Source organism: Bacillota bacterium (assembly GCA_009711825.1).
Lineage (GTDB): Bacteria > Bacillota > Proteinivoracia > UBA4975 > VEMY01 > VEMY01.
This window is the reverse complement of record VEMY01000001.1, coordinates 89,332-110,534: the sequence shown is the minus strand read 5'-3', so window position 1 is coordinate 110,534 and position 21,203 is coordinate 89,332. Positions and strand designations below refer to the sequence as shown.

27 protein-coding genes are annotated in these 21,203 nt (G+C 51.8%); all 27 read right to left on the bottom strand.

What is annotated here, in order from left to right; translation table 11 throughout:
- The 27 genes from atpD to FH749_00535 all read right to left on the bottom strand — a co-directional run bounded on the left by atpD (position 1) and on the right by FH749_00535 (position 21,201).
- Positions 1-1,386: a F0F1 ATP synthase subunit beta gene (gene atpD, locus FH749_00665; protein ID MTI93989.1), complete on the bottom strand. Its 1,386-nt coding sequence runs from the start codon at positions 1,384-1,386 to the stop codon at positions 1-3.
- Between the two features lie 10 nt (positions 1,387-1,396).
- Positions 1,397-2,245 (bottom strand): ATP synthase F1 subunit gamma, encoded by an 849-nt coding sequence (atpG, locus tag FH749_00660; GenBank protein ID MTI93988.1) that lies wholly within the window; start codon positions 2,243-2,245, stop codon positions 1,397-1,399.
- Between the two features lie 11 nt (positions 2,246-2,256).
- Entirely contained in the window at positions 2,257-3,762 is a 1,506-nt protein-coding gene (locus FH749_00655) for a F0F1 ATP synthase subunit alpha (protein ID MTI93987.1), read from the bottom strand.
- Positions 3,763-3,772: 10 nt separating this feature from the next.
- Positions 3,773-4,330 carry an ATP synthase F1 subunit delta gene (gene atpH / locus FH749_00650; protein MTI93986.1) on the bottom strand — a complete coding sequence of 186 codons (558 nt, stop codon included), beginning with the start codon at positions 4,328-4,330 and terminating at the stop codon, positions 3,773-3,775.
- Positions 4,302-4,805 carry a F0F1 ATP synthase subunit B gene (gene atpF, locus FH749_00645; protein ID MTI93985.1) on the bottom strand — a complete coding sequence of 168 codons (504 nt, stop codon included), beginning with the start codon at positions 4,803-4,805 and terminating at the stop codon, positions 4,302-4,304. Before atpF ends, atpH begins: the two co-directional genes overlap by 29 nt.
- 64 nt (positions 4,806-4,869) lie before the next feature.
- Positions 4,870-5,109: an ATP synthase F0 subunit C gene (atpE, locus tag FH749_00640; protein ID MTI93984.1), complete on the bottom strand. Its 240-nt coding sequence runs from the start codon at positions 5,107-5,109 to the stop codon at positions 4,870-4,872.
- Positions 5,110-5,140: 31 nt separating this feature from the next.
- Entirely contained in the window at positions 5,141-5,794 is a 654-nt protein-coding gene (atpB, locus tag FH749_00635) for a F0F1 ATP synthase subunit A (GenBank protein MTI93983.1), read from the bottom strand.
- Between the two features lie 3 nt (positions 5,795-5,797).
- Positions 5,798-6,253 carry an ATP synthase subunit I gene (locus FH749_00630; protein ID MTI93982.1) on the bottom strand — a complete coding sequence of 152 codons (456 nt, stop codon included), beginning with the start codon at positions 6,251-6,253 and terminating at the stop codon, positions 5,798-5,800.
- A complete protein-coding gene (locus tag FH749_00625; GenBank protein MTI93981.1) occupies positions 6,217-6,438 on the bottom strand; it encodes an AtpZ/AtpI family protein in 222 nt (73 codons plus the stop codon). Before FH749_00625 ends, FH749_00630 begins: the two co-directional genes overlap by 37 nt.
- 128 nt (positions 6,439-6,566) lie before the next feature.
- Positions 6,567-8,546, bottom strand: coding sequence for a cell division protein FtsA (locus FH749_00620; protein MTI93980.1), 1,980 nt, complete (start codon positions 8,544-8,546; stop codon positions 6,567-6,569).
- Between the two features lie 46 nt (positions 8,547-8,592).
- On the bottom strand, positions 8,593-9,582 hold the full coding sequence (locus FH749_00615) for a flippase-like domain-containing protein (protein MTI93979.1): 990 nt from the start codon (positions 9,580-9,582) through the stop codon (positions 8,593-8,595).
- Between the two features lie 11 nt (positions 9,583-9,593).
- Entirely contained in the window at positions 9,594-10,043 is a 450-nt protein-coding gene (locus tag FH749_00610) for a cytidine deaminase (protein ID MTI93978.1), read from the bottom strand.
- Positions 10,040-10,669, bottom strand: coding sequence for a uracil phosphoribosyltransferase (locus tag FH749_00605; protein MTI93977.1), 630 nt, complete (start codon positions 10,667-10,669; stop codon positions 10,040-10,042). The genes FH749_00610 and FH749_00605 overlap by 4 nt, the downstream gene beginning before the upstream one ends.
- Positions 10,670-10,672: 3 nt before the next feature.
- Positions 10,673-11,920 carry a serine hydroxymethyltransferase gene (locus FH749_00600; protein MTI93976.1) on the bottom strand — a complete coding sequence of 416 codons (1,248 nt, stop codon included), beginning with the start codon at positions 11,918-11,920 and terminating at the stop codon, positions 10,673-10,675.
- 18 nt (positions 11,921-11,938) lie between these two features.
- Positions 11,939-12,487: a TIGR01440 family protein gene (locus FH749_00595; protein ID MTI93975.1), complete on the bottom strand. Its 549-nt coding sequence runs from the start codon at positions 12,485-12,487 to the stop codon at positions 11,939-11,941.
- Complete coding sequence (gene rpiB / locus FH749_00590) at positions 12,481-12,930, bottom strand: ribose 5-phosphate isomerase B (protein ID MTI93974.1); 450 nt, start codon at positions 12,928-12,930, stop codon at positions 12,481-12,483. Before rpiB ends, FH749_00595 begins: the two co-directional genes overlap by 7 nt.
- Before the next feature lie 28 nt (positions 12,931-12,958).
- Positions 12,959-13,405: a low molecular weight protein arginine phosphatase gene (locus FH749_00585; GenBank protein ID MTI93973.1), complete on the bottom strand. Its 447-nt coding sequence runs from the start codon at positions 13,403-13,405 to the stop codon at positions 12,959-12,961.
- Positions 13,406-13,409: 4 nt separating this feature from the next.
- On the bottom strand, positions 13,410-13,931 hold the full coding sequence (locus tag FH749_00580) for a manganese efflux pump (GenBank protein MTI93972.1): 522 nt from the start codon (positions 13,929-13,931) through the stop codon (positions 13,410-13,412).
- A 200-nt stretch (positions 13,932-14,131) separates the two neighbouring features.
- Positions 14,132-15,286, bottom strand: a complete 1,155-nt coding sequence (locus FH749_00575) for a YibE/F family protein (GenBank protein ID MTI93971.1) — start codon at positions 15,284-15,286, stop codon at positions 14,132-14,134.
- A gap of 12 nt (positions 15,287-15,298) precedes the next feature.
- Complete coding sequence (locus tag FH749_00570) at positions 15,299-15,742, bottom strand: transcriptional repressor (GenBank protein MTI93970.1); 444 nt, start codon at positions 15,740-15,742, stop codon at positions 15,299-15,301.
- A gap of 18 nt (positions 15,743-15,760) precedes the next feature.
- The gene (locus tag FH749_00565; protein MTI93969.1) at positions 15,761-16,321 is read right to left on the bottom strand and encodes a hypothetical protein; all 561 of its coding nucleotides are present in this window, start codon (positions 16,319-16,321) and stop codon (positions 15,761-15,763) included.
- An 83-nt stretch (positions 16,322-16,404) separates the two neighbouring features.
- A complete protein-coding gene (locus tag FH749_00560; protein MTI93968.1) occupies positions 16,405-18,009 on the bottom strand; it encodes a Na/Pi cotransporter family protein in 1,605 nt (534 codons plus the stop codon).
- 113 nt (positions 18,010-18,122) lie between these two features.
- Entirely contained in the window at positions 18,123-18,491 is a 369-nt protein-coding gene (gene nifU / locus FH749_00555) for a Fe-S cluster assembly scaffold protein NifU (GenBank protein MTI93967.1), read from the bottom strand.
- Positions 18,473-19,669 carry a cysteine desulfurase NifS gene (gene nifS / locus FH749_00550; protein ID MTI93966.1) on the bottom strand — a complete coding sequence of 399 codons (1,197 nt, stop codon included), beginning with the start codon at positions 19,667-19,669 and terminating at the stop codon, positions 18,473-18,475. The genes nifU and nifS overlap by 19 nt, the downstream gene beginning before the upstream one ends.
- The gene (locus FH749_00545; protein ID MTI93965.1) at positions 19,670-20,092 is read right to left on the bottom strand and encodes an Rrf2 family transcriptional regulator; all 423 of its coding nucleotides are present in this window, start codon (positions 20,090-20,092) and stop codon (positions 19,670-19,672) included.
- Positions 20,093-20,195: 103 nt separating this feature from the next.
- Complete coding sequence (locus FH749_00540; GenBank protein MTI93964.1) at positions 20,196-20,642, bottom strand: hypothetical protein; 447 nt, start codon at positions 20,640-20,642, stop codon at positions 20,196-20,198.
- Positions 20,620-21,201 (bottom strand): hypothetical protein, encoded by a 582-nt coding sequence (locus FH749_00535; protein MTI93963.1) that lies wholly within the window; start codon positions 21,199-21,201, stop codon positions 20,620-20,622. Before FH749_00535 ends, FH749_00540 begins: the two co-directional genes overlap by 23 nt.
- Positions 21,202-21,203: the final 2 nt, after the last annotated feature.

Genomic DNA, 21,203 nt, shown 5'->3' with positions numbered 1-21,203 from the left:
CTACAGGGATTCGGCCTTTTTGATGGCGTCCTCAATCGTTCCCACCATGTAAAATGCCGCTTCGGGCAGGTCATCGTGCTTGCCCTCGAGTAATTCCTTGAAGCCCCGGATTGTTTCCTTAAGCGGAACATAAACACCGGGAGAACCAGTAAATACTTCAGCCACAAACATATTTTGGGACAGAAAACGCTGAATCTTCCGAGCCCGAGAAACAGTAAGTTTATCCTCGTCGGAAAGCTCATCCATACCAAGGATGGCGATGATATCTTGGAGTTCTTTGTAGCGCTGCAACACACCCTGAACGCCTCGGGCAACATTATAATGCTCTTCGCCAATAACCTGGGGGTCAAGAATCCGCGATGAAGATTCCAAGGGGTCAACCGCCGGGTAAATCCCAAGCTCTGTCAAAGGGCGGGATAAATACGTTGTTGCATCCAAGTGAGCAAAAGTTGTTGCCGGCGCTGGGTCAGTGGGGTCATCGGCGGGAACATAAATCGCCTGCACCGAAGTGATTGAACCCTTGGTGGTTGATGTAATCCGCTCCTGAAGCTGACCCATTTCTGTCTGTAAGGTGGGCTGATAGCCAACTGCCGAAGGCATACGTCCCAACAGCGCGGACACTTCTGAACCAGCCTGGGTAAAGCGGAAGATGTTGTCGATAAACAACAATACATCCTGACCTTCCTTATCCCGGAAGTATTCGGCCATAACCAGACCAGTGAGGCCGACCCGCTGTCGGGCACCGGGCGGTTCGTTCATTTGCCCGAAGACGAGAGCTGTTTTGTCGATGACGCCTGACTCCTTCATCTCATGCCAAAGGTCGTTACCCTCCCGGGTCCGTTCACCAACCCCTGCAAAGACGGAAAAACCACCGTGTTCGTAGGCAATGTTGCGAATCAGTTCCTGGATAAGAACCGTTTTGCCGACGCCGGCACCGCCGAAAAGACCAACCTTGCCGCCCCGGGCATAAGGGGCCAACAAGTCAATAACCTTGATTCCTGTCTCCAAGATTTCAGCGGCAGTCCGCTGTTCATCAAAGGTTGGCGCTGGCCGGTGTATCGGCCACTTTTCTTCAGCAGTTACCGGTTCACCATCGTCAATTACTTCTCCAAGGACGTTAAACATCCGTCCCAAAGTGGCACGACCGACGGGGACAGTGATGGGCGCGCCTGTATCCTCAACGGGCATACCGCGGACAAGTCCGTCGGTGGATGACATGGAAACGCAGCGCACAACGCTGTCGCCTAGCTGATGTACCGCTTCTAAAACGATTGTTTCGCCTGCCTGGTTTTGCAACTTTAAGGCAGTGTTGATGTACGGCAATTGCTGTTCAAACTGCACGTCCACAACCGGACCAATAACCTGCACAATTTTTCCGATGTTCATGTTTTACCTCCTAACCTTCCAAAGCCTGGGCGCCGTTTACTACCTCAAGCAGCTCCTGGGTGATGGCGGCCTGGCGCACCCTGTTGAACGAGAGTGTCAGGGAGTCGATCATTTCGTTGGCGTTGTCGGTTGCCGATTTCATTGCTGTCATTCGGCTGCCCTCTTCGGAAGCCCGGGCCTCCAGCAACCCCTGAAAAACGAGACTGCGCACGTAACGGGGCAGCAGGGAAGCCAGCACTGTTTCTGGAGACGGCTCATATAGGTAGAGCGCCTGGGCTGTGCGTTCCTCGGTTTTCGAGACGTCAACCGGCAGGAGCGGGACCATGGTCGGACGTTGTTGGAGTGCGCTCTGAAACCGGGTATAGATTATGTTCAGGCGACCAAAAACTCCCTCTTCATAATAGCTCAAAAGCGGGTCCATGATTGTTACGGCCTGCTGGTAGCTGGGTTCATCTGCCAGGTTAAGGTACTCGGCGATGATTTCCATATCTAGTTTGCGCATAAAATCACGGGCTTTGCGGCCTACAACTGCCACTGGACCGGGGTCGGCGGCAATTTGATCCCTGGCAAATCGAAGCAGGGTTACATTGTAAGCACCGGCGAGACCTCGATTGCCAGCGATTACGATATAGGCAGTCCGGCCTTCCTTTGGTTCCAACAACGTATGGCTGCTGTCGGCCCCCCGTTCTACAATCCGGTTGATAACCTCCGTCAGTTTAGCTGTGTAGGGGCGGGCGGAAGTCACCCGGGCCTGAGCTTTGCGGAGCTTGGCCGCTGCCACCATTTCCATGGCTTTGGTTATCTGTTGCGTGCTTTTGACACTGTTTATGCGGCGCTTGATATCCCTTGTGCTCTGCATGGGCTCCCCCCTTATACGAAGCGTTCTTTAAACTCTTTAATTGCTTGTTTGAGCTGGTTTTCGCTTTCCTCGGAAAGTTGCTTGCTGAAAGCGATATCCGGACCCAGTTCGGGATATGTTTGTTCAACAAACCGATAAAACTCCTGCTCGAAGCGACTGATGTTTTCGTTTTCAACATCATCGAGATGGCCGTTAATTGCGGCGTAGATAATCATTACCTGGTTTTGAATCGGCAGCGGCTCATACTGGCTTTGTTTTAACACTTCAGATACCTTTTGGCCCCGGTTGATACGGGCCTGGGTCGCTTTATCCAGGTCAGAACCGAACTGGGCAAAGGCCTCCAGCTCGCGGAATTGGGCCAAATCCAGGCGCAAGCGACCGGCGACCTTACGCATCGCCTTAATCTGAGCGCTGCTACCAACCCGGGAAACCGAGCGGCCAACATTAATCGCCGGTCGGAATCCGGCAAAAAACAAGTCACTCTCCAAGAAAATCTGTCCGTCGGTAATAGAAATTACGTTGGTGGGAATGTATGCTGATATGTCGCCGGCCTGGGTTTCGATAATCGGCAGCGCAGTCAGCGACCCGCCGCCTTCCTTATCACTGAGCTTAGCAGCCCGTTCCAATAGCCGAGAGTGCAAGTAAAATACATCACCGGGGTAGGCTTCGCGACCAGGCGGGCGACGCAAAAGCAGAGACATTTCCCGGTATGCGGCCGCCTGCTTTGTGAGATCATCATATATTACCAGCACATGCCGGCCGTTGTATAAGAAATGCTCGCCCATGGCACAGCCGGCATAGGGCGCTATGTACAACATCGGCGCCGGTTCACTGGCCGTTGCCACGACAACGGAGGTATAATCCATCGCCCCCGCCTCAGTCAGAGTGTTTACAACTCCAGCCACTGTGGAGTTCTTCTGACCAATGGCTACGTAAATGCAATATACATCGGTGTCCTTTTGATTGAGGATAGTGTCAACAGCGATTGCAGTTTTACCGGTCCCGCGGTCGCCGATGATCAACTCCCGCTGTCCACGCCCGATGGGAACCATCGAGTCCAACGCCTTGAGCCCGGTATGCAGTGGCTCGTTGACTGACTGCCGGCTGACCACGCCAGGGGCGGGACTTTCCACCGGCCGTGTCTCTTCTGTCTGTACCGGTCCTTTGCCGTCGATAGGTATTCCCAGGGCATTGACCACACGCCCAACCAAAGCGTCACCAACCGGCACCTGAGCAATTCTCCCGGTGCGGCGCACTGTGTCGCCTTCCTTGATATGCGCGTAATCACCAAGAATAACGGCCCCGACATTATCCTGTTCCAGGTTTAGGGCCATGCCAAAGGTATTGTTGGGAAACTCTAACAGTTCATTGACCATCGCCTTCTCCAAGCCGTGGATACGGGCAATACCATCGCCAACATAAACCACGGTTCCCATCTCTGATACATCTAAATCATCTTGGTAACTTTCAATTTGTTTACGCAAGATTGCGCTGATTTCTTCAGGTCTAATTTGCATAGCGTTCACCTCAACTTCCGTGGCTTGGTTGGGCCAATTTACGACCCATACGTTCAAGGCGGCCCTTCAGGCTGCCATCAATAATTTTACCCTCGATGTTTACAACAAAACCCGCCACCAAATCAGGGTCGATAACTACCGAAAGTTCAATTTCCCGGGCACCGGTAAGTGACGCCAACTTGGCCTTTAACTGTTCCTGTTGTTGCTCGTCCAAAGCAGTGGCCGAACGGCACTGGGCGCGGATTCTCCGATTGTGCAGATCATCAAGAATCCTGTATTGGGCAGCAACTGCCGGCAAGTGGCCGATTCGGCCTTTATCCAGAAGCAAATTAAGCGTGTTGAGCAAATAGGTGTCTAAGTTTAACTGCTCTGCCAAGCTGTGCAGAACACTTTTTTTGCGTTCCACCGGCCAACGTGGATCAGTTAACACCCGGCTCAGTAACGGTTCAGCATTCCAGATTGCGGCAACCGCTGCCATTTGGGGTTCTAGCTCCAGCTTCTTATCCCGGGCCAGTTCAAATAAAGCCTGGGCGTACCGCTTAGCTACTGTACTTTGCATAGGACTCATCCAATTCTCTCACAACCGCCTGGAACAATTGGCGTTGATCATCGCTTTCCACCTGACGCCCCAGAATCTTCTGAGCCATCAGCACTGAAAGGGTAACCACTTCCTGTCGCAGCTGTTCCACTGCTTTGTCACGGCTGCGTTCAATTTCTGTATTTGCCCGGGCCAACATCGCCTCCGCTTCTTTGTTGGCAGCTTCAATGATTTCCTGGCGACGTGCCTCGCCACGGCGCTCAGCATCTTCGATAATTGTTCTGGCTTCCTCCCGACCCTTGTCCAGCATTGCCTGGTGCTCTGCCAGCAGCGCCTCGGATTTTTCCTTGTTGGCACGGGCAGTATCAATGTCATCAGCAATTGCCTGACGCCGTTTCTCCATAAATTCGCTAACTGGCTTCATCAACAGCGCGCGGAGAATTACTACCAGTACCAGGAAGTTAACCATAACAAATAATATTCTTTCGACAAAAATATCCAGCACGTTTGCTCACGCTCCTTCCCGGGATACATTAAAAGGGAAATGGGCCGCCCCATTCCCCCGAGATTTAAATCAGACCGTTTACTAGGCCAATCAGGACAAAGGCAATCAAAAGCGCGTAAATCCCAGTGGTCTCAGCAACAGCCTGACCCAGGAGCATTGTCAGCGTAATTGGGCCCCGGGCCTCCGGCTGACGGCCAACGGCTTCAACACCCTTGCCGGCGGCGTAACCCTGGCCAATCCCAGCGCCAATACCAGCAATCATAGCTATCCCGGCGCCCAAAGCAGCAAATGCAGCAACTGTCATCGTATTGTGATCCATTATCAAGTTCCTCCCTTTATTCTATCGCTAAAGTAATAAATACCATTGTCAGCATCACGAAAATAAACGACTGTAGCAGGCCAGAAAAAACATCAAAATACAGGCTCGGCACTACCGGCACAAACAAGGCAATTGCCCCGGTAATCATCGCCATAATAATTGTACCGCCTAAAATATTGCCAAACAAACGAAAGGCCAGCGAAACGGGCTTGGCCAGCTCGCTGATTATGTTTATCGGTAAAAACAAGAACACAGGTTGTGCCAACCCCCGGATATGTCCGAACCCTTTGTTACGGAATCCAGAGTAATGAATTAGGATAAATGTCAACAAGGCAAGTCCAATCGTTGTATTGACGTCCGCGGTTGGCGGCATCAATCCTAAAAGCCCCATCATATTGGACAAGCCGATAAAGAGAAACAAAGCGGCCATGTAAGGCATAAAGTCCTTGCGACTGTCGCCCATGGTGGATGTCACCAAGCCTTCAAATGCCTCAACCACCATCTCAACGACATTCTGCACCTTACCAGGGTAAAGTTCCAGGTTTCGTCGCAGGAGCAGCGCCAGCACAATCAACACCGCCATTACAAGCCAGATATTTAACATAGTCTCTGTTATCTGGAAACCATAAAACTCAAAAACTATACTGGGGCCATCAAAGAGATCTTCCATGTATCAATCCCCCCTTTCCCACCGGGCGGACAGCAGTTTAGCTGTCGCCTGCCGAACGGATACGGCAATCGCTTCTATGATTATTACCGCTTTTACAAGCAGTATCCCCACAATTGCAGCAAAAAAATCCACTTCTGGATTAAGACTCACAACATATAAAACCCCGGCATAAAGCAGATAACGCACCAGGTAACCGACAAAAGCCTGAACCTGAGCAGCGCCGGGATTGGTGTTTTCCAGAACCTGCCTGGTTTTATTCGCCAACAGGCGAAAATTCAGGACTGAGATAATTGCTCCGATGAGAACGCCTAGGGCAGCAGAACCTCGACTGAAGATCAGGGCAAAAACAGCCAATGTCAACGCGAGCAGCGTTGTGCGTCCGATTATTTGCCTGACTTTGGCGGCAACAATGTCCACACCCTTCACTCCCACGGAATCAATTTGCGAAAAGTCGACCATAAAGTGACCCCGCCGGCAGCTACTCCAAGCAAAAAACCGATAATTGTCCAGAAACTGCCCCCCAGCCACGCAGCCAGACGTCCCCCCAGCCACCAGCCAAAATAAATGGAGACAACCATCACAATCCCAACCCAGGTTATCAAAGACAGGTAACGGAGTATCTCAACCCACTCAGAGCGCTTCATGGGATTTCACCTCATAATATTATACTTTGCAGTTCCCATTTTTGCAAACCAAGTGTTTTTAAGCACATAGTGCTTAAAAACACTTGGTTAACCTGGGCTGCCGACTACAAAGCCGTTCTCCACAAACATCACATGGCAGTCCAGAACACCTCAATGCGGTCACCATCTGCTAACTCGGTGGTAAATTCCGCTTCCCGTCCGTTGACGCTAATAATCAGTCGTCCCCGGGCGGAAGAGCAATCAATGTCGGCAGCGGCCAGAGCGTGCATTAACTGATTCTGCCCCGGAGGCAAAGTAACATTCCTGCCATTTACCGAAACCGATAAGCCAGCAGAATCAGAGCTTGCACCGGAAGCGGCGACAGGTGCATCAGCCAATTCACGTTGCACAAACTCTATGCTTTGCCCGCTAGACACAGGACTTTCGCCTCCCGCCAATTGGCCGTTGATGGTAATTGCAAATTGCTCGATATCCACATCCATAAGGGCGGCCAATTCAGCTACAGTCGCCGGCAGGCGGATTTCAACCGCATCACCGGGGCCAATCTCGCTGTCTCCAGATGCAGGCAAATCGTTAATCAAACGCATTTCTGGCACCGAGACCAACTCGCCGTTGACTACCAGATCCAATGTGCAGCCCGCTTCAGCCAGATCCTCCAAATTGCACTTGGCATCGTCGCCGCGGCTGCCAACACTAACCTCGATACTGTCCCCAGGACCGATACTGCTCTCCAGGGTAGCCGGTTGTCCATTTATCCGTACACGGCCAGGAACACCCGGTTGTCCTGGAATTCTTCGGATTTGGCCGTTGAAGTTAAATTCAAGCGGCTGCCCCCTTGCCCCCAGGAGTTCGGCTAAATCCATGCCACTGTGCAACAGGGCCTGGGCAACATTACTTTGCTGCACATTAAACAAAGTGACACTGTCGCCATTTACCTGAACCTGAATGAAGTGTTCACCTTGTGGTCTCAGGGCGGTAAGGGCGATGCCAAGCGGAGTCACCACCTCCGGCCCGGCCAAATCCGGGCTGTCAAATTCGATATTATCAAGGGCTTCCCGGCGCCGAATACCCGTACGCTCCTGGGGAATGTCCAAGTGAATAGAAAGATACTCCCGGAGCAGCGGGGTCTGGCTGCCACCACCAACACAGAATACCGCCGCCGGCGCTACACCGCCATTATGTTCTTTAATTGTGCGGGCAATCGCTGCGGCCAGCTCATCGACCACAGGTTCAATAACTTTGTGTATGTCCTCCCGGGCCAAGTGGTATCTGTTCCCCAAAACATCGGTAAATTCCAGCTCTTCACGCTCGCCCAGGGCCAGTTTTACAGATTCCGCAGTATTGAAATCTAGCAAATAGTGCTGAGCCAATGCTTCCGTCACTTCGTCGCCGGCTTTATCCACCATGGCATAGGCGAATATCGTACCCTCCCGACTGATTGCAATATCAGATGTTCCGGCACCGACGTCCACTAGCGCCAGATTCAACATGCGCAGACGCGGCGGGATGGCCACAGTCATTGCGGCGATTGGCTCCAGGGTAAGACTGCCCACCGCCAATCCGGCTTTGGCAAGAGCGCTGAACAGACTGTCCACCACCACTTGCGGCAAAAAAGTTGCGATTAACTCCACACCGACTTCCGAACCCTTTTGGCCTACAGGGTTTGCAATCAATTGTTGGTTAAGGGTATATGCCACCGGACTGTAACCGACACAGTAAAGATTTTCTGATTGTCCGGAAACCTTTTCTTTGGCGACAGCCAGTCCCTGCATCTCTAGATTGCGTAAATCTTCTCTGGTGATTTCACGGGTGGCGTCAAATTTAAGCGTTGAGTCAGCCCGCAGCGTGGACAGGGCGCGGCCGGCAGCGGCGATGGAAGCTCGCTCCAAAGTGCAACCAGCTGCTGCTTCAAGCTGCTCCTTCACTCTCCGAATCACAGTACTCACTTCCGCCACGTCATGAATCTGCCCATCGAGCATCGCCCGCTGGGGGTGCGCCTCTACATGATGGGCCTCTACCCGCAATACTCCACCGGAAGCAACTTTGCATAAGAGACCGACAACAGTTCGTGTTCCAATATCAAGCGCAAACAGAATATCCTCGCTCATTGTATCACCCCCAGTAAGATTTCGCCTTTGCTTATATAGGTTCCTGCTACTTGCGCCATAAGTTCCTCAAAGCCGCCAGGGCGCCCAACAGCACCAGCAGATAAAAAGTGAACAGACGCCAACTGAGGACGAAGATGCTGATAAATGCTCGAGGAATCAAGCCCTGGTATGCTGCCACCATGGCCAATTCCAGGGCGCCACTACCGCCTGGCAGGGGGATAAAGGGCAGCGCCAACGTCAATACAAACTGGCGACTGACCAATAGCACCGGATCTACCAACACCCCCAACCCTCTGGAGAGCACCGGCAAAATGCCAAAATAGAGCGTCCAATAGGCCCCGCTCATCAGTCCGATGATAATCAGCGACAGCGGGTGTTTACGCCATACAACGTTGATGCCGCGATCAAACTCCCTGGCTTCAAAATCTAGGCGGTTTTGCCAGCGGGCAAATCGCCCCCGTTGCCAACGCTGGGGCATACGTCGCCACAGGCCGGTAACAAGCCCGGGGAATAGCACATAGCTGGCGTTTACAAGCACAGTTATAAAGAAAACCAGAGCCATTACCGAAAACACGTTGTCAGTGATAAGGCCAAATTGAACACGGCTCCGCTGGAAACCAAAGAGATAGATGATAGCGCTTAAAAACACTAGCTTAGTGATGAAACTGCGGGCCACGGCAGCGGCAGCAGCTAAACCGGTGTTTAAGCCAGCTTTTGCATACATTATTGCCAAAGTAGGCAATTCTCCCATCCCCATGGGTGTTACCAAGGCAGCAAAGCTGGTGGTCAGAAATATTGCAATTCCCTGCCGCCAGGACACGCTTCCGCCCATGATGTTGGCGACAAATGCAATGCGTCCGCCTTCAACCGCGATTGCCAGGAGCAGCAGGCCCAGGGCCAACAGCAAAAACCCGGGCCTAATCAGGCCCAGGTTGTCGATTGTATCCTGGTCGAAAGTAAAGGCGATGACAATCATAATCGCGATAATGCTTAAGCCAAGGGAAACCCCCAGGCCCCGCCTTAAATTCAGGTTCACAGAGGCCCCCCCTAACTTTGTTGAAACTGCAAAAGCTCCACTCCCGCCTGCTCCAAAAGCTCTAAGCTTAATTCATCGGGATAGTCACCGGCAAACACCACCCGCTCAATACCTGCGTTTATTAACATTTTAGCGCAGGCGATACAAGGTTGATGCGTAACATAGACGGTGGCGCCAGCGATTGCCGTGCCATGGTAAGCGGCATGGACGATGGCATTTTGCTCCGCATGCAAGCCGCGACAAAGCTCATGGCGTTGACCAGAGGGGATGCCTAATTTTTCACGCAGGCATCCCACATCCAGACAATGGGGCAACCCCCGGGGGGCGCCGTTGTAGCCGCTGGCAAGAATCCGTTTATCCTTGACCAACAACGCGCCCACCTGTCGCCGACAACAAGTGGAGCGGGTTGCAACAACGGTGACTATTTCCATAAAATAGCTGTCCCAACTGGGGCGACTCATTTTGTTCCAAACAGCCGGTCGCCGGCATCGCCAAGACCGGGAACGATGTACGCGTGCTCATTCAGCTTATCATCGACACCCGCTAGATATATCTCCACATCGGGATGTTGTTCTTGAACGCGCTGGATACCCTCTGGGGCAGCGATTAGACACATCAGTCGAATATTGGTCGCGCCCCGTTCTTTAATGAAATCGACGGCGGCGCAGGCAGAGCCCCCGGTGGCTAGCATCGGATCAACTACAATCAATTCGCGTTCAGCTATATCCCCGGGGAGTTTGCAATAATATTCCACCGGCTGCAATGTTTCTGGGTCCCGGTAGACGCCGATGTGCCCTACTTTGGCGGCAGGAATCAGTTTTAGAATGCCGTCCACCATGCCCAATCCGGCTCTGAGGATTGGTATAACGCCAATTTTTTTGCCGCTGAGAACCTGGGATGTCATCTTGCAAATTGGGGTCTGAATTTCGACATCTTGCAAGGGGAGGTCCCTGGTCACTTCATAAGCAAGCAATAACGAGAGTTCTTCCACCAACTCCCTGAACTCCTTGGGCCCTGTGTTGACATCTCTTAAGTAGCTTAATTTATGTTGAACAAGCGGGTGTTCAATAGTGACGACTTTTGACATACTTTACCTCCCGATATTTGGATAAAGAGGATGCTTGGAGCAGAGCTCAGCCACCTTTGTCCGGGCAGCGGCCAGCACTTTTTCGTCTTCATGGTTTTTCAGCACATCGGCTATCAAGCGTCCGATTGCTTGCATATCGGCCTCTTTCATGCCCTTGGTGGTCACTGCCGGAGTGCCGATGCGAATGCCGCTTGTGACAAAGGGACTTTCGGGATCGAAGGGTACAGTGTTTTTATTCACGGTGATCCCAACGCTGTCCAACACCTTTTCTGCAAGTTTACCTGTAATATTGACTGAACGCAAATCCACCAACATCAAGTGGGTGTCGGTGCCGCTGCCAACCAAATCCAGGCCCTGACTCATCAGAGTGTCAGCCAAGGCTTTGGCATTTAAAGTAACCTGACGGATGTATTCCTTAAATTCCGAAGCGACCGCTTCCCGGAAAGCGACGGCCTTGGCTGATATTACATGCATCAACGGGCCGCCCTGCAGCCCCGGGAAGATCGCCTTGTCCACAGCCTTGGCGTATTCTTCGGCGCACAATATCAGGCCGCCCCTGGGGCCCCGCAAGGTTTTATGGGTTGTGGAGGTCACAAAATGAGCATGGGGAACCGGATTGGCATGGAAACCCGTTGCCACTAAACCGGCGATATGCGCCATATCTACCATCAAAAGCGCGCCGACTTCATCGGCAATTTGACGGAAGCGGGCGAAATCAAGGGCATGGGGATAAGCACTGGCGCCGGCAACAATCATTTTCGGCTGCACTTTGCGCGCCTGCTCAGCAACCTGATCATAGTCCAGCTTTCCGGTTGCGGGATCTACACCGTAGGCGTGGAACTTAAAGTAGAGTCCGGAAATATTCACTGGACTGCCGTGGGTGAGATGTCCGCCGTGGGATAAATCCATACCCAGCACCACATCGCCAGGTTTGAGCGCTGCCAGGTAGACTCCCATATTGGCAGAGGCGCCGGAATGGGGCTGGACGTTGGCATGGTCGGCACCAAACAATGCCTTGGCCCGCTCCCGTGCCAGGTTTTCCGCTTCGTCTACTACATGGCACCCCCCATAATACCTGCGTTTTGGATAACCTTCTGCATACTTGTTGGTGAGCACAGAACCCTGGGCTTCCAGGACTGCTTCGCTGACAAAGTTCTCGGATGCGATTAACTCCAGGTGTTTCTGTTGCCGCTCCAGCTCCCGCTGGATTACATCATGAATCTCCGGATCTACCCTGTGCAAATTAGTCATTTGTTGGCCTCCTTGATATTATTCTGGGTAGCGGGCTCTTCGCCCGCCAATCAGCTTTGGTCGGGTTCGGGCACAAACCAACGCCGCCTGGCCGATGAATTTGGTCTCAATTCTGACCGGAACGACCACCGGTCGCAAATGCATGCCGATTAGGGTATTGCCGATATCTATACCTGCCTTGCCCCGCTGCCCCAGGTGCTCCACCACTCGTGGCGCCGTCAGCTCCGAAAGCGCTCTTGAAGCCAGGGCGCCACCGGCATTGGGATGGGGAATTACCGTTACATCATCAAGGTCATACTTCTCAACCGTTTCTTGTTCCACAACCAGTGCGCGGTTTAGATGTTCACAACATTGAAAGGCCGGTTGCACATGCCATTTATCGCAAAAACGCGCGACTTCGAGGACTATTTGCTCTGCCACTTCGGCGTTGGAGGCGGTGCCGATTTTTTGGCCGATTACCTCGCTGGTGCTGCCACCAACAACCAGTAAATCACCGGGCTGCAACTGGGCATGAGCTTGTAGTTCTTCCAACGCATTTCTAACCTGTTTGCCAATCTCCGTCAACATTTGTCAGCACTCTCTAGAGCCATAATTTTGTCCACCCGAGCTTGATGACGCCCGCCAGCAAATTCCGCGTCGAGAAAAGATCGCACTATTTCCCGGGCCAACCCTGCCCCCAGGACCCGCTGGCCAAGGGTGAGCACGTTGGCATTGTTATGCTCCCGGGCCATTCGGGCTGAAAAGCAATCGCTGCAATTGGCGGCCCGGATCCCCGGGATTTTGTTGGCCGTTATGGCAACACCGATGCCGGTTCCACATACGACGATCCCCAATTGACACTCCCCTGAGCTAACCGCCCGGGAGGCAGCGGCAGAATAATCGGGATAATCCACCGACTCCCGGCTTGAACAGCCAAAATCCACATATGTATGGCCCAGCTCGTGGAGAAACTCTTTGAGATTCTCTTTGAGATCAAACCCGCCATGGTCACTGGATAACGCTATTTTCAACTGCAAAACCTCCAATTAGTTTTGGTCGTCACTTTGTTAATCGCGCCAGCACCTTGACCAACGCAGACTCGATTTGGTCCCGGGTCCGGCGATATGTTTCTCGGTCGCCGCCAAAAGGATCTGCCACATCCGTCTCCGTTTCATCTACATACTCAAGTAAGGCATGCACCTTGTCGCTGTGCTCCGGAAACTGCGAGCGCAAAATGGCTGCATGTTGACCAGTCATCGTCAATACGAGATCTGCTTTCGCAAGCAATGTGTTGTCAACCTGCCGGGCCCTGTGCTCGTCCAACGCGCGGCCATCGTCCAGGGCATCACGGGCAAGGGGGGATGCCGAACTTCCAGTGGCGGCGGCAATGCCTGCCGAACTTACCTTGATTTCGCCAAGCCCCCTAGAACGCGTCATTGATTTTAACAATGCCTCAGCCATAGGGCTGCGACAGGTGTTACCGGTACATACAAACAAAATTTCCATAAAATCAACCCTCCAGCAGCATATGAATCGCCAAGATGACCAATACGCCTCCCCCAATCAGCTCAGCGCGGTCGCCAACGCAATCGCCCAGCCTGCTGCCAAACACCAAGCCCAGCCCAGTCATAGCAGCGCCGAACAAACCAAAGATAGCCGAAGCCAAGAATACATTATAACCAAAGGCACCAAGGCTGAATCCCACGGATAGGGCGTCCATGGAGACGCTGCCGGCCAACAGCATGAGCGGCAGGCCACTAAGCACCCAGTTGGCAGACAGACATTCCTTGGTCCCCAGGCATCCCCAAATCATTCTGGCGCCAATAAAAGCTACAATCAGTGCCCCCAGCCAGCGAGCCAGCTCTCCCACCAGCAGCCCGAATAAATGTCCCAGGACAATACCCGCAAGCGGCATAATTATGTGGAAAAGTCCCACTACAAAACTTACCCGCAGCACGTCCTGCCTGCTCACACCCCGGAGGCCAATCCCAACTGATAGGGACATAGCATCTGTGCCTAACGCCACCGCCATCAGAAAAAGCGGGACTAACTGGTTGCCATCGATTATGCCGCCCAGAGTCTCCAAAGCACCGCTCCAAAGCCATAATCTATTGACTAACACAAACAACAGGCAGATAAAGACGATAACCGACCACATCCTGATTAGCCTGAACCCCTTACGCACATCTCCCACCCCGTTTCATTGATAGCTATATTCCGGGGCAGGATTAACTATGCCCTAGGTTGCCCGCCGGGTCGCCTTTTTTGACGACTGATAAAGACAGCAGCAAGGATCGCAGTCAGCGGCACCGCAGCCAACAATCCAAAGCTGCCAGCCAGCGAGCGCACCACCTCCGTGGCTATTAAGTCCATATTGATAATCTGCAGATAACTCATATCGTAGGCCATGAACAACAAGAGCAACGGCAAGGCGCCACCAGTATATGCCAAAATCAGGGTATTTACCATCGTGCCCAGAATATCTTTGCCTACATTATATCCTGATTCAAACAACTCTTTTACAGTCAGACGGGGATTAGCCGCTCGCACTTCGGCCACCGAAGCGGCAATTGACATTGCCACATCGAGCACTGCCCCCAGGGCGCCGATTATAATGCCTGCAAACAACAGACCACGGATGTTTAATTCTCCTGGCAGCTCGGCATATTGCAGCATTTGCGCTTCTTCGCTGCTAAAGCCGGTCAGACTTGAAACCTCGCCAAAGACCCAAGCCATTAGAGCAGCAATAATCAGCCCTCCCACAGTACCACCGATGGCCGCTAAAGTCTTGGCATTAAACCCGCTAATCACAGTAAGGGTGAAAACAGTAATTAGACTGGCAAAGGCCAAAGTCAGCAGAACCGGGTCATGTCCCCGCAGAATCAAAGGCAAAAGCAGGTAGATAATTACCACGCCCATGAACAGCAGGGTGGCCAGCGCCTTAATGCCCTTGATCCTCGCCACAAGCACAAGACCGACGACAAAAGCGGCCGCCAATATGTAAAGATAGCGATCCCGGGCTATATCATGTAGATATACGCCTTCCAGCCGACCCTGCTCCGGATCCAATTCCAGCATCAACAGAACCTGATCACCCGCCTGCAGATACAAATCTCGAAATTCGACACCGGTGTGCAAGTTCTCTATTTCATGTTTTTGCCCCCGGAAAGTTCCGGAAGTAATTTCCACTAACAGCAACTGGCGACCAACAACAAACCAATCGTCATCAATATCCTCTTCGGTAACAACCTCCAGCACCCGGCCGCGTTCAATTTCATTGACGAATACTGGTGTTTCATCGCCAAAATCGTCCTGGGCCAGAGCAATACCGGGAATTAACATTAACGCTAGTAACGGCAGTGCTATCAAAATTGGCAGTCGACGCATTTTCCCTTACTCCTACTCCTTTCCCTTAGTGCAGCACTGGCCGCATCTGCCAAAAAACTTCAGATGATGGCCGTGGATCTCAAAATTATACTCTGATTCAATTTCCTGTTCCAGCTGTTCCAATAAATCCATCGGGACCTCCTCAACTTTCCCGCATGCACTACAGATCAAATGGTGATGATGATGGCTTGAGTCCGCGACTTCATAACGGCTACATCCGTCACCAAAATTGAGCTTATGGGCAAATCCCAGTTCTGCAAGCAGGTCTAAAGTCCGGTAGACTGTGGCCAAACCAATGTCAGGGCGCTTCTTCTGCAATAGTTCGTACAACTCCTCGGCGCTGACATGGGCATCAGTCTGCTCTGACAACAAACTGATTATTTCACTCCGGGGCTCGGTCCATTTAAACCCCTTACTTGTCAACTGTTCCCGGGCTTTTTTCAGCAGTTCTGACATTGCAAACACCTCCTTGCCTTAATCAAAGTAATGAGTGTCCCACCAGGTTTCGCCCTGGAGCACTCTTGCTCCCGGAAAGGGCGCCGGCAGTCCAAGCTGCGCCGGCGTAAGCCGGGAGACAAATAATTCATAGAAATGACCCTCGCCGCAGCCTGTGTCACAGGTATGGGTCAAATCCAACCCGGCAACCACGTACAGGCCGACGCCAGGGAGATACTGCTCAACCAAAGAAGCCACGGTTTCAGCGTCAGCGAGTATTGCCGAAAAAATTCGACTCGGGCTCGGGTGGTCGGGCAGGTTGAAAACAGCAACCGCAACCAGACTGCCGTCGTAATCGTCGATAAGGTAAAAATATGATAATTGGCAATAGAAGGCCGTGCCGGCAATGTGCTCAGCAACCACTCGTCCCTGCCAATTGGGAATTGGTTGTAAGCTTTCGGGCCGGGCAACCGCTCGCAGGGGGACAACCGGATCCGAATCAGCGGGCGTTGCGCCAGGCGGCCAGATTGCAGACAAAGCCACTGCCACCAAAACAATAACCAGGCCGATGATAATCAGTTTACGCATCCTAATAGCCACAACCATAACCTCCTGTTCAGTCCCTTAATTATACTGATATCTTCCAGAGAGTGTCAAACAGCAAAAAGAGAGGCGAATGCCTCTCAAAAGTCACCAAGGACCGCTTGGGCAATGTTCACCGCATGGTCACCAATACGCTCAAAGTTGGCAAGAATATCCAGGTAAATAACCCCGGATGGCGGAAAGCATCGACCCTCGTTAATCCGTCCAATATGTCGTTGCCGCAGTCGTTTTTCCAGTCGATCAATTTCATTATCGTCTATCAGCACTTCCCGGGCCAGCGCGAGGTTTTTAGAGCGAAAGGCGGTAACCGCTTTTGCTGTAATCGCCTGAACCTTATCATACATCTCCTTGACCTCTTCCACCGCCGCCTCAGAAAATGGGTATTTGTCATCAATTTTCTGATGGCAGAGTTGAGCGATATTTTCTGCATGGTCGCCAATCCGCTCGATATCGTTAATTGCATGCAGGAAGAGGGCAATTTGCCGCCCTTGATCCCGGGTAATACTTTGCTGAGCGAGATCAGACAAATAGATGGCAATCTCCTTTTCCAGTTCATCGACCACATCTTCTTTACGTTCAACATTTTTTATCAAGTCTATATTATTCTTGGTCAACAGAGAAACAGCATCACCCACCATTTCTGCTGCCAAATCTGCCATGCGTCCGATTTCCCGTTCAGCGGCGCCCAACCCCAAAGAGGGGGTGCCCAGCATCCGGCGGTCCAAATACTTTGGACCGGTCTCGATCATTTCTTCTTCGCCTGGAATAATCCGTTTGATTATCTTGACAAACACGTTAACAAATGGCAAGAACAGAAGTGTGTTACCGACATTGAATATCGTATGCCCCCAGGCAACCTGACGGGCCACTTCATTGCTGGTCAAGCTAACCAGTTCCGCAAACGGCGTCAGGAAAATCAAAAACAAGAGCGCCCCGCCAATATTGAAAATCACATGGGCCATTGCTGCGCGGCGGGCAGTTATACTGGCGCCGATGCCGGCCAACATTGCTGTGATACAGGTTCCAACATTGGTGCCCAAAATCAGGGCCAGAGCAGAATCCAGCCCCAAAACGCCCTCAAGGGACAAGACGATGATTGTCGCGGTGCTGGCGCTGCTGCTTTGGACCAAGGCCGTAAAAAACGCTCCGGCCAAAACTCCCAACAAGCGGTACTGTCCAAAGGTGGCGAACATTTCGATAAACATCGGATTATCTTTAAGCGCATTGAGACTGCCGCTCATGGTGCTCATTCCAAGAAACAAAAGGCCGAATCCGAGAATGGCTTGACCAAGATGGCGGTAAAACCGACGACGGACAAAAAATGATAACACAACGCCCAGGGCAATCGCCGGCAAAGACAACTCGGTTATTTTAAAAGCAATGATTTGGGCCGTAACTGTGGTGCCAATATTGGCGCCCAATATAGTGCCTACTGCCTGAACCAGGTTCATCAAGCCGGCGTTGACAAATCCAACCACCATTACAGTGGTTGTACTACTGCTTTGCACCAGAACCGTGATTATGATTCCTGTGATAACGGCGATATAGCGGTTGAAAGTAAGTAACTCCAGAATCCGCCTCAGCTTGTCTCCAGCAGCCTTTTGAAGACCCTCGGCCATTAGTTTCATTCCAAAGATAAAAAGCCCCAGGCCCCCGGCCACACCTAAAATAATCTGGACAGCCACAGCACAGCCTCCCTAGTAACAAATGATAATGGACATGATTATGTTATATGAGCAAGAAGCTTGTGTCAACTGCCACAAGCTTCCTAGGCCCCGAGATCCGGGTAAATATTTCATTAAACGCGCTCGCGGTAATCTTTGATTGCGGCCTGAAGCGCATCGGCGGCCAGGTTAGAGCAATGCATTTTGACCGGCGGCAGGCCGCCCAGTTCCGCCGCCACCTGCTTGTTGCTGATTGCCTCCGCTTCCGAAACAGTCATTCCTTTTGCCATTTCAGTGATTACGCTGCTGGTGGCGATGGCTGCTCCGCAACCAAAGGTGCGGAATTTGATATCTTCGATTATCTCGTCTGCCCCCACCTTTATATACAACTTCATAATATCGCCGCACTTCATATTTCCAACCTCGCCGATGCCATCGGCGCCTTCGATTTCACCAACATTGCGCGGGTTTTGAAAATGGTCCATTACTTTCTCGGTGTACATTTGTGTTCCCCCTGTTCCTCTCCAGATTCTCTGATTGGTGACATATCCCGTAAACGCTTCACAACATCTGGTACCACCGTGAGCACATGTTCAATATCTTCACGGGTTGTAGACTTGCCCAGGGTAAGACGCAGCGAACCGTGGGCCTGCTGATGGGAAAGCCCCATGGACATCAACACATGTGAGGGATCCAAAGAGCCGGAAGTGCACGCAGACCCACTGGATACTGCGATTCCCGCCATATCCAGGCTGAGGATCAGTGCCTCCCCTTCTACTCGATCAACGCTGACGTTAACATTTCCAGGCAGACGGTGTTGAGGATGCCCGTTGAGCCAGACATCCGGCAAAGTAGTCAACCCAGAAATTAAATGATCGCGGAGCTCAGTCAAGCGCGCTTTTGTTTCGGGCTGTTCCTGGACAGCAAGTTCCAGAGCCCGGGACAACCCAATGATGCCGGCGACATTTTCCGTGCCTGGGCGCAGCTTCTTTTCCTGGGCGCCGCCAAAGGTAATGCTGTTCAACTTGGTGCCCTTACGAACCCAGAGCAGTCCCACACCCTTGGGCCCGTAAATTTTATGGGCGGACAGGGACAGCATATCAACACCCAAATCCTGAACATCCACAGGTATATTGCCCACCGTCTGAACCGCGTCGGTGTGGAAACGGACCCCCCGCTCCCGGGCCACCGCGGCCAACTCTTTTATCGGTTGAATGGTGCCAACTTCATTATTGGCATGCATTAAAGAAACAAGAATTGTCTCAGGAGTTATTGCCGTCTCCAAGTCAGCTGTTGAAACCCGGCCAAATTTATCCACCGGCAGGACAGTGACCTGAAAACCATGTTTTTCGAGAGACTTGCAAGCATCCAGGGCAGCATGGTGTTCCACCGCGGAAGTAATTATGTGCTTGCCCTTATCAGCCAGCGTAAAAGCAGTACCGATAATTGCAATATTATCTGCCTCAGTGCCTCCGGACGTAAAATAAATCTCTGAACTCTGGGCATTGAGCGCTTGGGCAACCTTATCCCTGGCTTCATCCACAGCAGCGCGAATTTCGCGACCATGGTAATGAATGCTGGAAGGGTTGCCGAATTTCTCAGTTAAATAAGGCATCATTGCTTCCAACACTTCTTCTCGTAACGGCGTTGTTGCGGCGTAATCAAGATAGATTCGTTTCATTTACGGTTCACTCCTTTTAGCTTCACCAAGCAAATCAGCTAAAGTCGTACCAGACAGAACAGCTTCCATGGCCGATTTTAGCTTTTGCCATAATATGCGGGTTGCACAATGTTCCCGGGCGCATAAATCTTCACCGGCTTCTGTCACGCATTCCATCGGGCCAATTGGCCCTTCCAGAGCCTGGATAACTCGGTCCATGCTAATTTGCTCCGGCGGAGCTGACAAGACATAGCCGCCTCGGGCGCCCCGCCGACTGTCCACCAGACCTGCTCGCTTTAACTCTCTGAACAGTTGCTCCAGATATTGTTCGGAAATTGCCTCTGCTTGGGCTATTTCGCGCAGTGGCTTGGGTTCTTGTTGATAATTGTCAGCCAGAACCAGCATTGCCCTTAAACCATATTCTCCCCGGGTAGAAAAACGCATATTCTTCACCTCCCGGCATAATACATAGTAATTTAGTCGGGTTTATTATAGCATTTTTTTTATCCCTCTGTCAATTAAATACAGACCCCGCGGGTCTGTATTTTTAAGAGGTTTTCCATTTTTTTTTACTTGCCACTGAAGCACAGTTTGCGCACCAGGCACGACCAGCCACACTTTTTTTGATGCTGCCATCTTTGTTCCGGGCCACTGTGACCCTGTTTAAGCGTTTGCCACAAAGAGGACAATGACTGTTTGGCTGCCCACTGTCTTTTTCGGCATAAACGTCTTTTTCCATTATCGTACACCCCTGCCTGGACAGCCACCGATACAATTCATCATCACTGCCGGCAAAACGGTCAGCAAACTCGTGAATAAAACAGGTGTAATCGTATAATTCTTTATCATCATCAATATAGCAACCAGTTTCCAGAAAGTACAAGTAAGCGTTAAGCAGTTTCCATCCCATCCCAAATGCCTTATCCTGACTGCCGACCACATTTGCAGCGCCAGTCTTCCGAACCCAATCCTTAACAATCGATGTTTTGTTCATTACAATTCCCCCCGAGCTTTGCAAACAATTTTTGTATTTGCTCCCATAGCCAAAACCTGACCTGAACATCCTGGTGGGATACAGTATGTCCTACGCCGCCCGCATCCACTTCATCTTCAGTGGCCTCCGTAACCAGGCACAGTGATGGAAACAACAAACACCACCAATTTTGTCCGCCCCCCTCGCCCAGCACCACCTGAAGTGAGCGGTAACGGCCGCTGGGCACCAGTGTGCTACCGTAGAGGCGCGGCGGGTAATTTTGCACACTATAGCGCACCGCTACCGGCTGTTCCAATCCCTGGTCCTGCAAGACTTGTTGAGCCATAGCTTCGATTTGCTCCTTGTTTTGCACTAACAGGGCTTCCGCCGCTGGTTGGTCCAGATTGTTCAGTGCTGGTGACAGTGTTTCAACCAACCGGTCCCGAACCAACTCCTTAATCATTTGATCCTGCACCGAGTCGCTGTTGGCGACAACATGCAAGCGAATAACTCCCGAAACCGACAGGACATTAAAGATTACAACCAACAACAACAGTAAAATTCCAGCTATTCTGTCCATAT

Excerpts from the sequence above, each read along its gene's own strand:
- atpD (MTI93989.1), bottom strand. The coding sequence starts at position 1,386 with ATGAACATCGGAAAAATTGTGCAGGTTATTGGTCCGGTTGTGGACGTG.
- atpG (MTI93988.1), bottom strand. The coding sequence starts at position 2,245 with ATGCAGAGCACAAGGGATATCAAGCGCCGCATAAACAGTGTCAAAAGC.
- FH749_00655 (MTI93987.1), bottom strand. The coding sequence starts at position 3,762 with ATGCAAATTAGACCTGAAGAAATCAGCGCAATCTTGCGTAAACAAATT.
- atpH (MTI93986.1), bottom strand. The coding sequence starts at position 4,330 with ATGAGTCCTATGCAAAGTACAGTAGCTAAGCGGTACGCCCAGGCTTTA.
- atpE (MTI93984.1), bottom strand. The coding sequence starts at position 5,109 with ATGACAGTTGCTGCATTTGCTGCTTTGGGCGCCGGGATAGCTATGATT.
- atpB (MTI93983.1), bottom strand. The coding sequence starts at position 5,794 with ATGGAAGATCTCTTTGATGGCCCCAGTATAGTTTTTGAGTTTTATGGT.
- FH749_00630 (MTI93982.1), bottom strand. The coding sequence starts at position 6,253 with ATGGTCGACTTTTCGCAAATTGATTCCGTGGGAGTGAAGGGTGTGGAC.
- FH749_00625 (MTI93981.1), bottom strand. The coding sequence starts at position 6,438 with ATGAAGCGCTCTGAGTGGGTTGAGATACTCCGTTACCTGTCTTTGATA.
- FH749_00620 (MTI93980.1), bottom strand. The coding sequence starts at position 8,546 with ATGAGCGAGGATATTCTGTTTGCGCTTGATATTGGAACACGAACTGTT.
- FH749_00610 (MTI93978.1), bottom strand. The coding sequence starts at position 10,043 with ATGAGTCGCCCCAGTTGGGACAGCTATTTTATGGAAATAGTCACCGTT.
- FH749_00605 (MTI93977.1), bottom strand. The coding sequence starts at position 10,669 with ATGTCAAAAGTCGTCACTATTGAACACCCGCTTGTTCAACATAAATTA.
- FH749_00600 (MTI93976.1), bottom strand. The coding sequence starts at position 11,920 with ATGACTAATTTGCACAGGGTAGATCCGGAGATTCATGATGTAATCCAG.
- FH749_00595 (MTI93975.1), bottom strand. The coding sequence starts at position 12,487 with ATGTTGACGGAGATTGGCAAACAGGTTAGAAATGCGTTGGAAGAACTA.
- FH749_00585 (MTI93973.1), bottom strand. The coding sequence starts at position 13,405 with ATGGAAATTTTGTTTGTATGTACCGGTAACACCTGTCGCAGCCCTATG.
- FH749_00580 (MTI93972.1), bottom strand. The coding sequence starts at position 13,931 with ATGGCGGTGGCGTTAGGCACAGATGCTATGTCCCTATCAGTTGGGATT.
- FH749_00575 (MTI93971.1), bottom strand. The coding sequence starts at position 15,286 with ATGCGTCGACTGCCAATTTTGATAGCACTGCCGTTACTAGCGTTAATG.
- FH749_00570 (MTI93970.1), bottom strand. The coding sequence starts at position 15,742 with ATGTCAGAACTGCTGAAAAAAGCCCGGGAACAGTTGACAAGTAAGGGG.
- nifU (MTI93967.1), bottom strand. The coding sequence starts at position 18,491 with ATGTACACCGAGAAAGTAATGGACCATTTTCAAAACCCGCGCAATGTT.
- nifS (MTI93966.1), bottom strand. The coding sequence starts at position 19,669 with ATGAAACGAATCTATCTTGATTACGCCGCAACAACGCCGTTACGAGAA.
- FH749_00545 (MTI93965.1), bottom strand. The coding sequence starts at position 20,092 with ATGCGTTTTTCTACCCGGGGAGAATATGGTTTAAGGGCAATGCTGGTT.
- FH749_00540 (MTI93964.1), bottom strand. The coding sequence starts at position 20,642 with ATGAACAAAACATCGATTGTTAAGGATTGGGTTCGGAAGACTGGCGCT.
- FH749_00535 (MTI93963.1), bottom strand. The coding sequence starts at position 21,201 with ATGGACAGAATAGCTGGAATTTTACTGTTGTTGTTGGTTGTAATCTTT.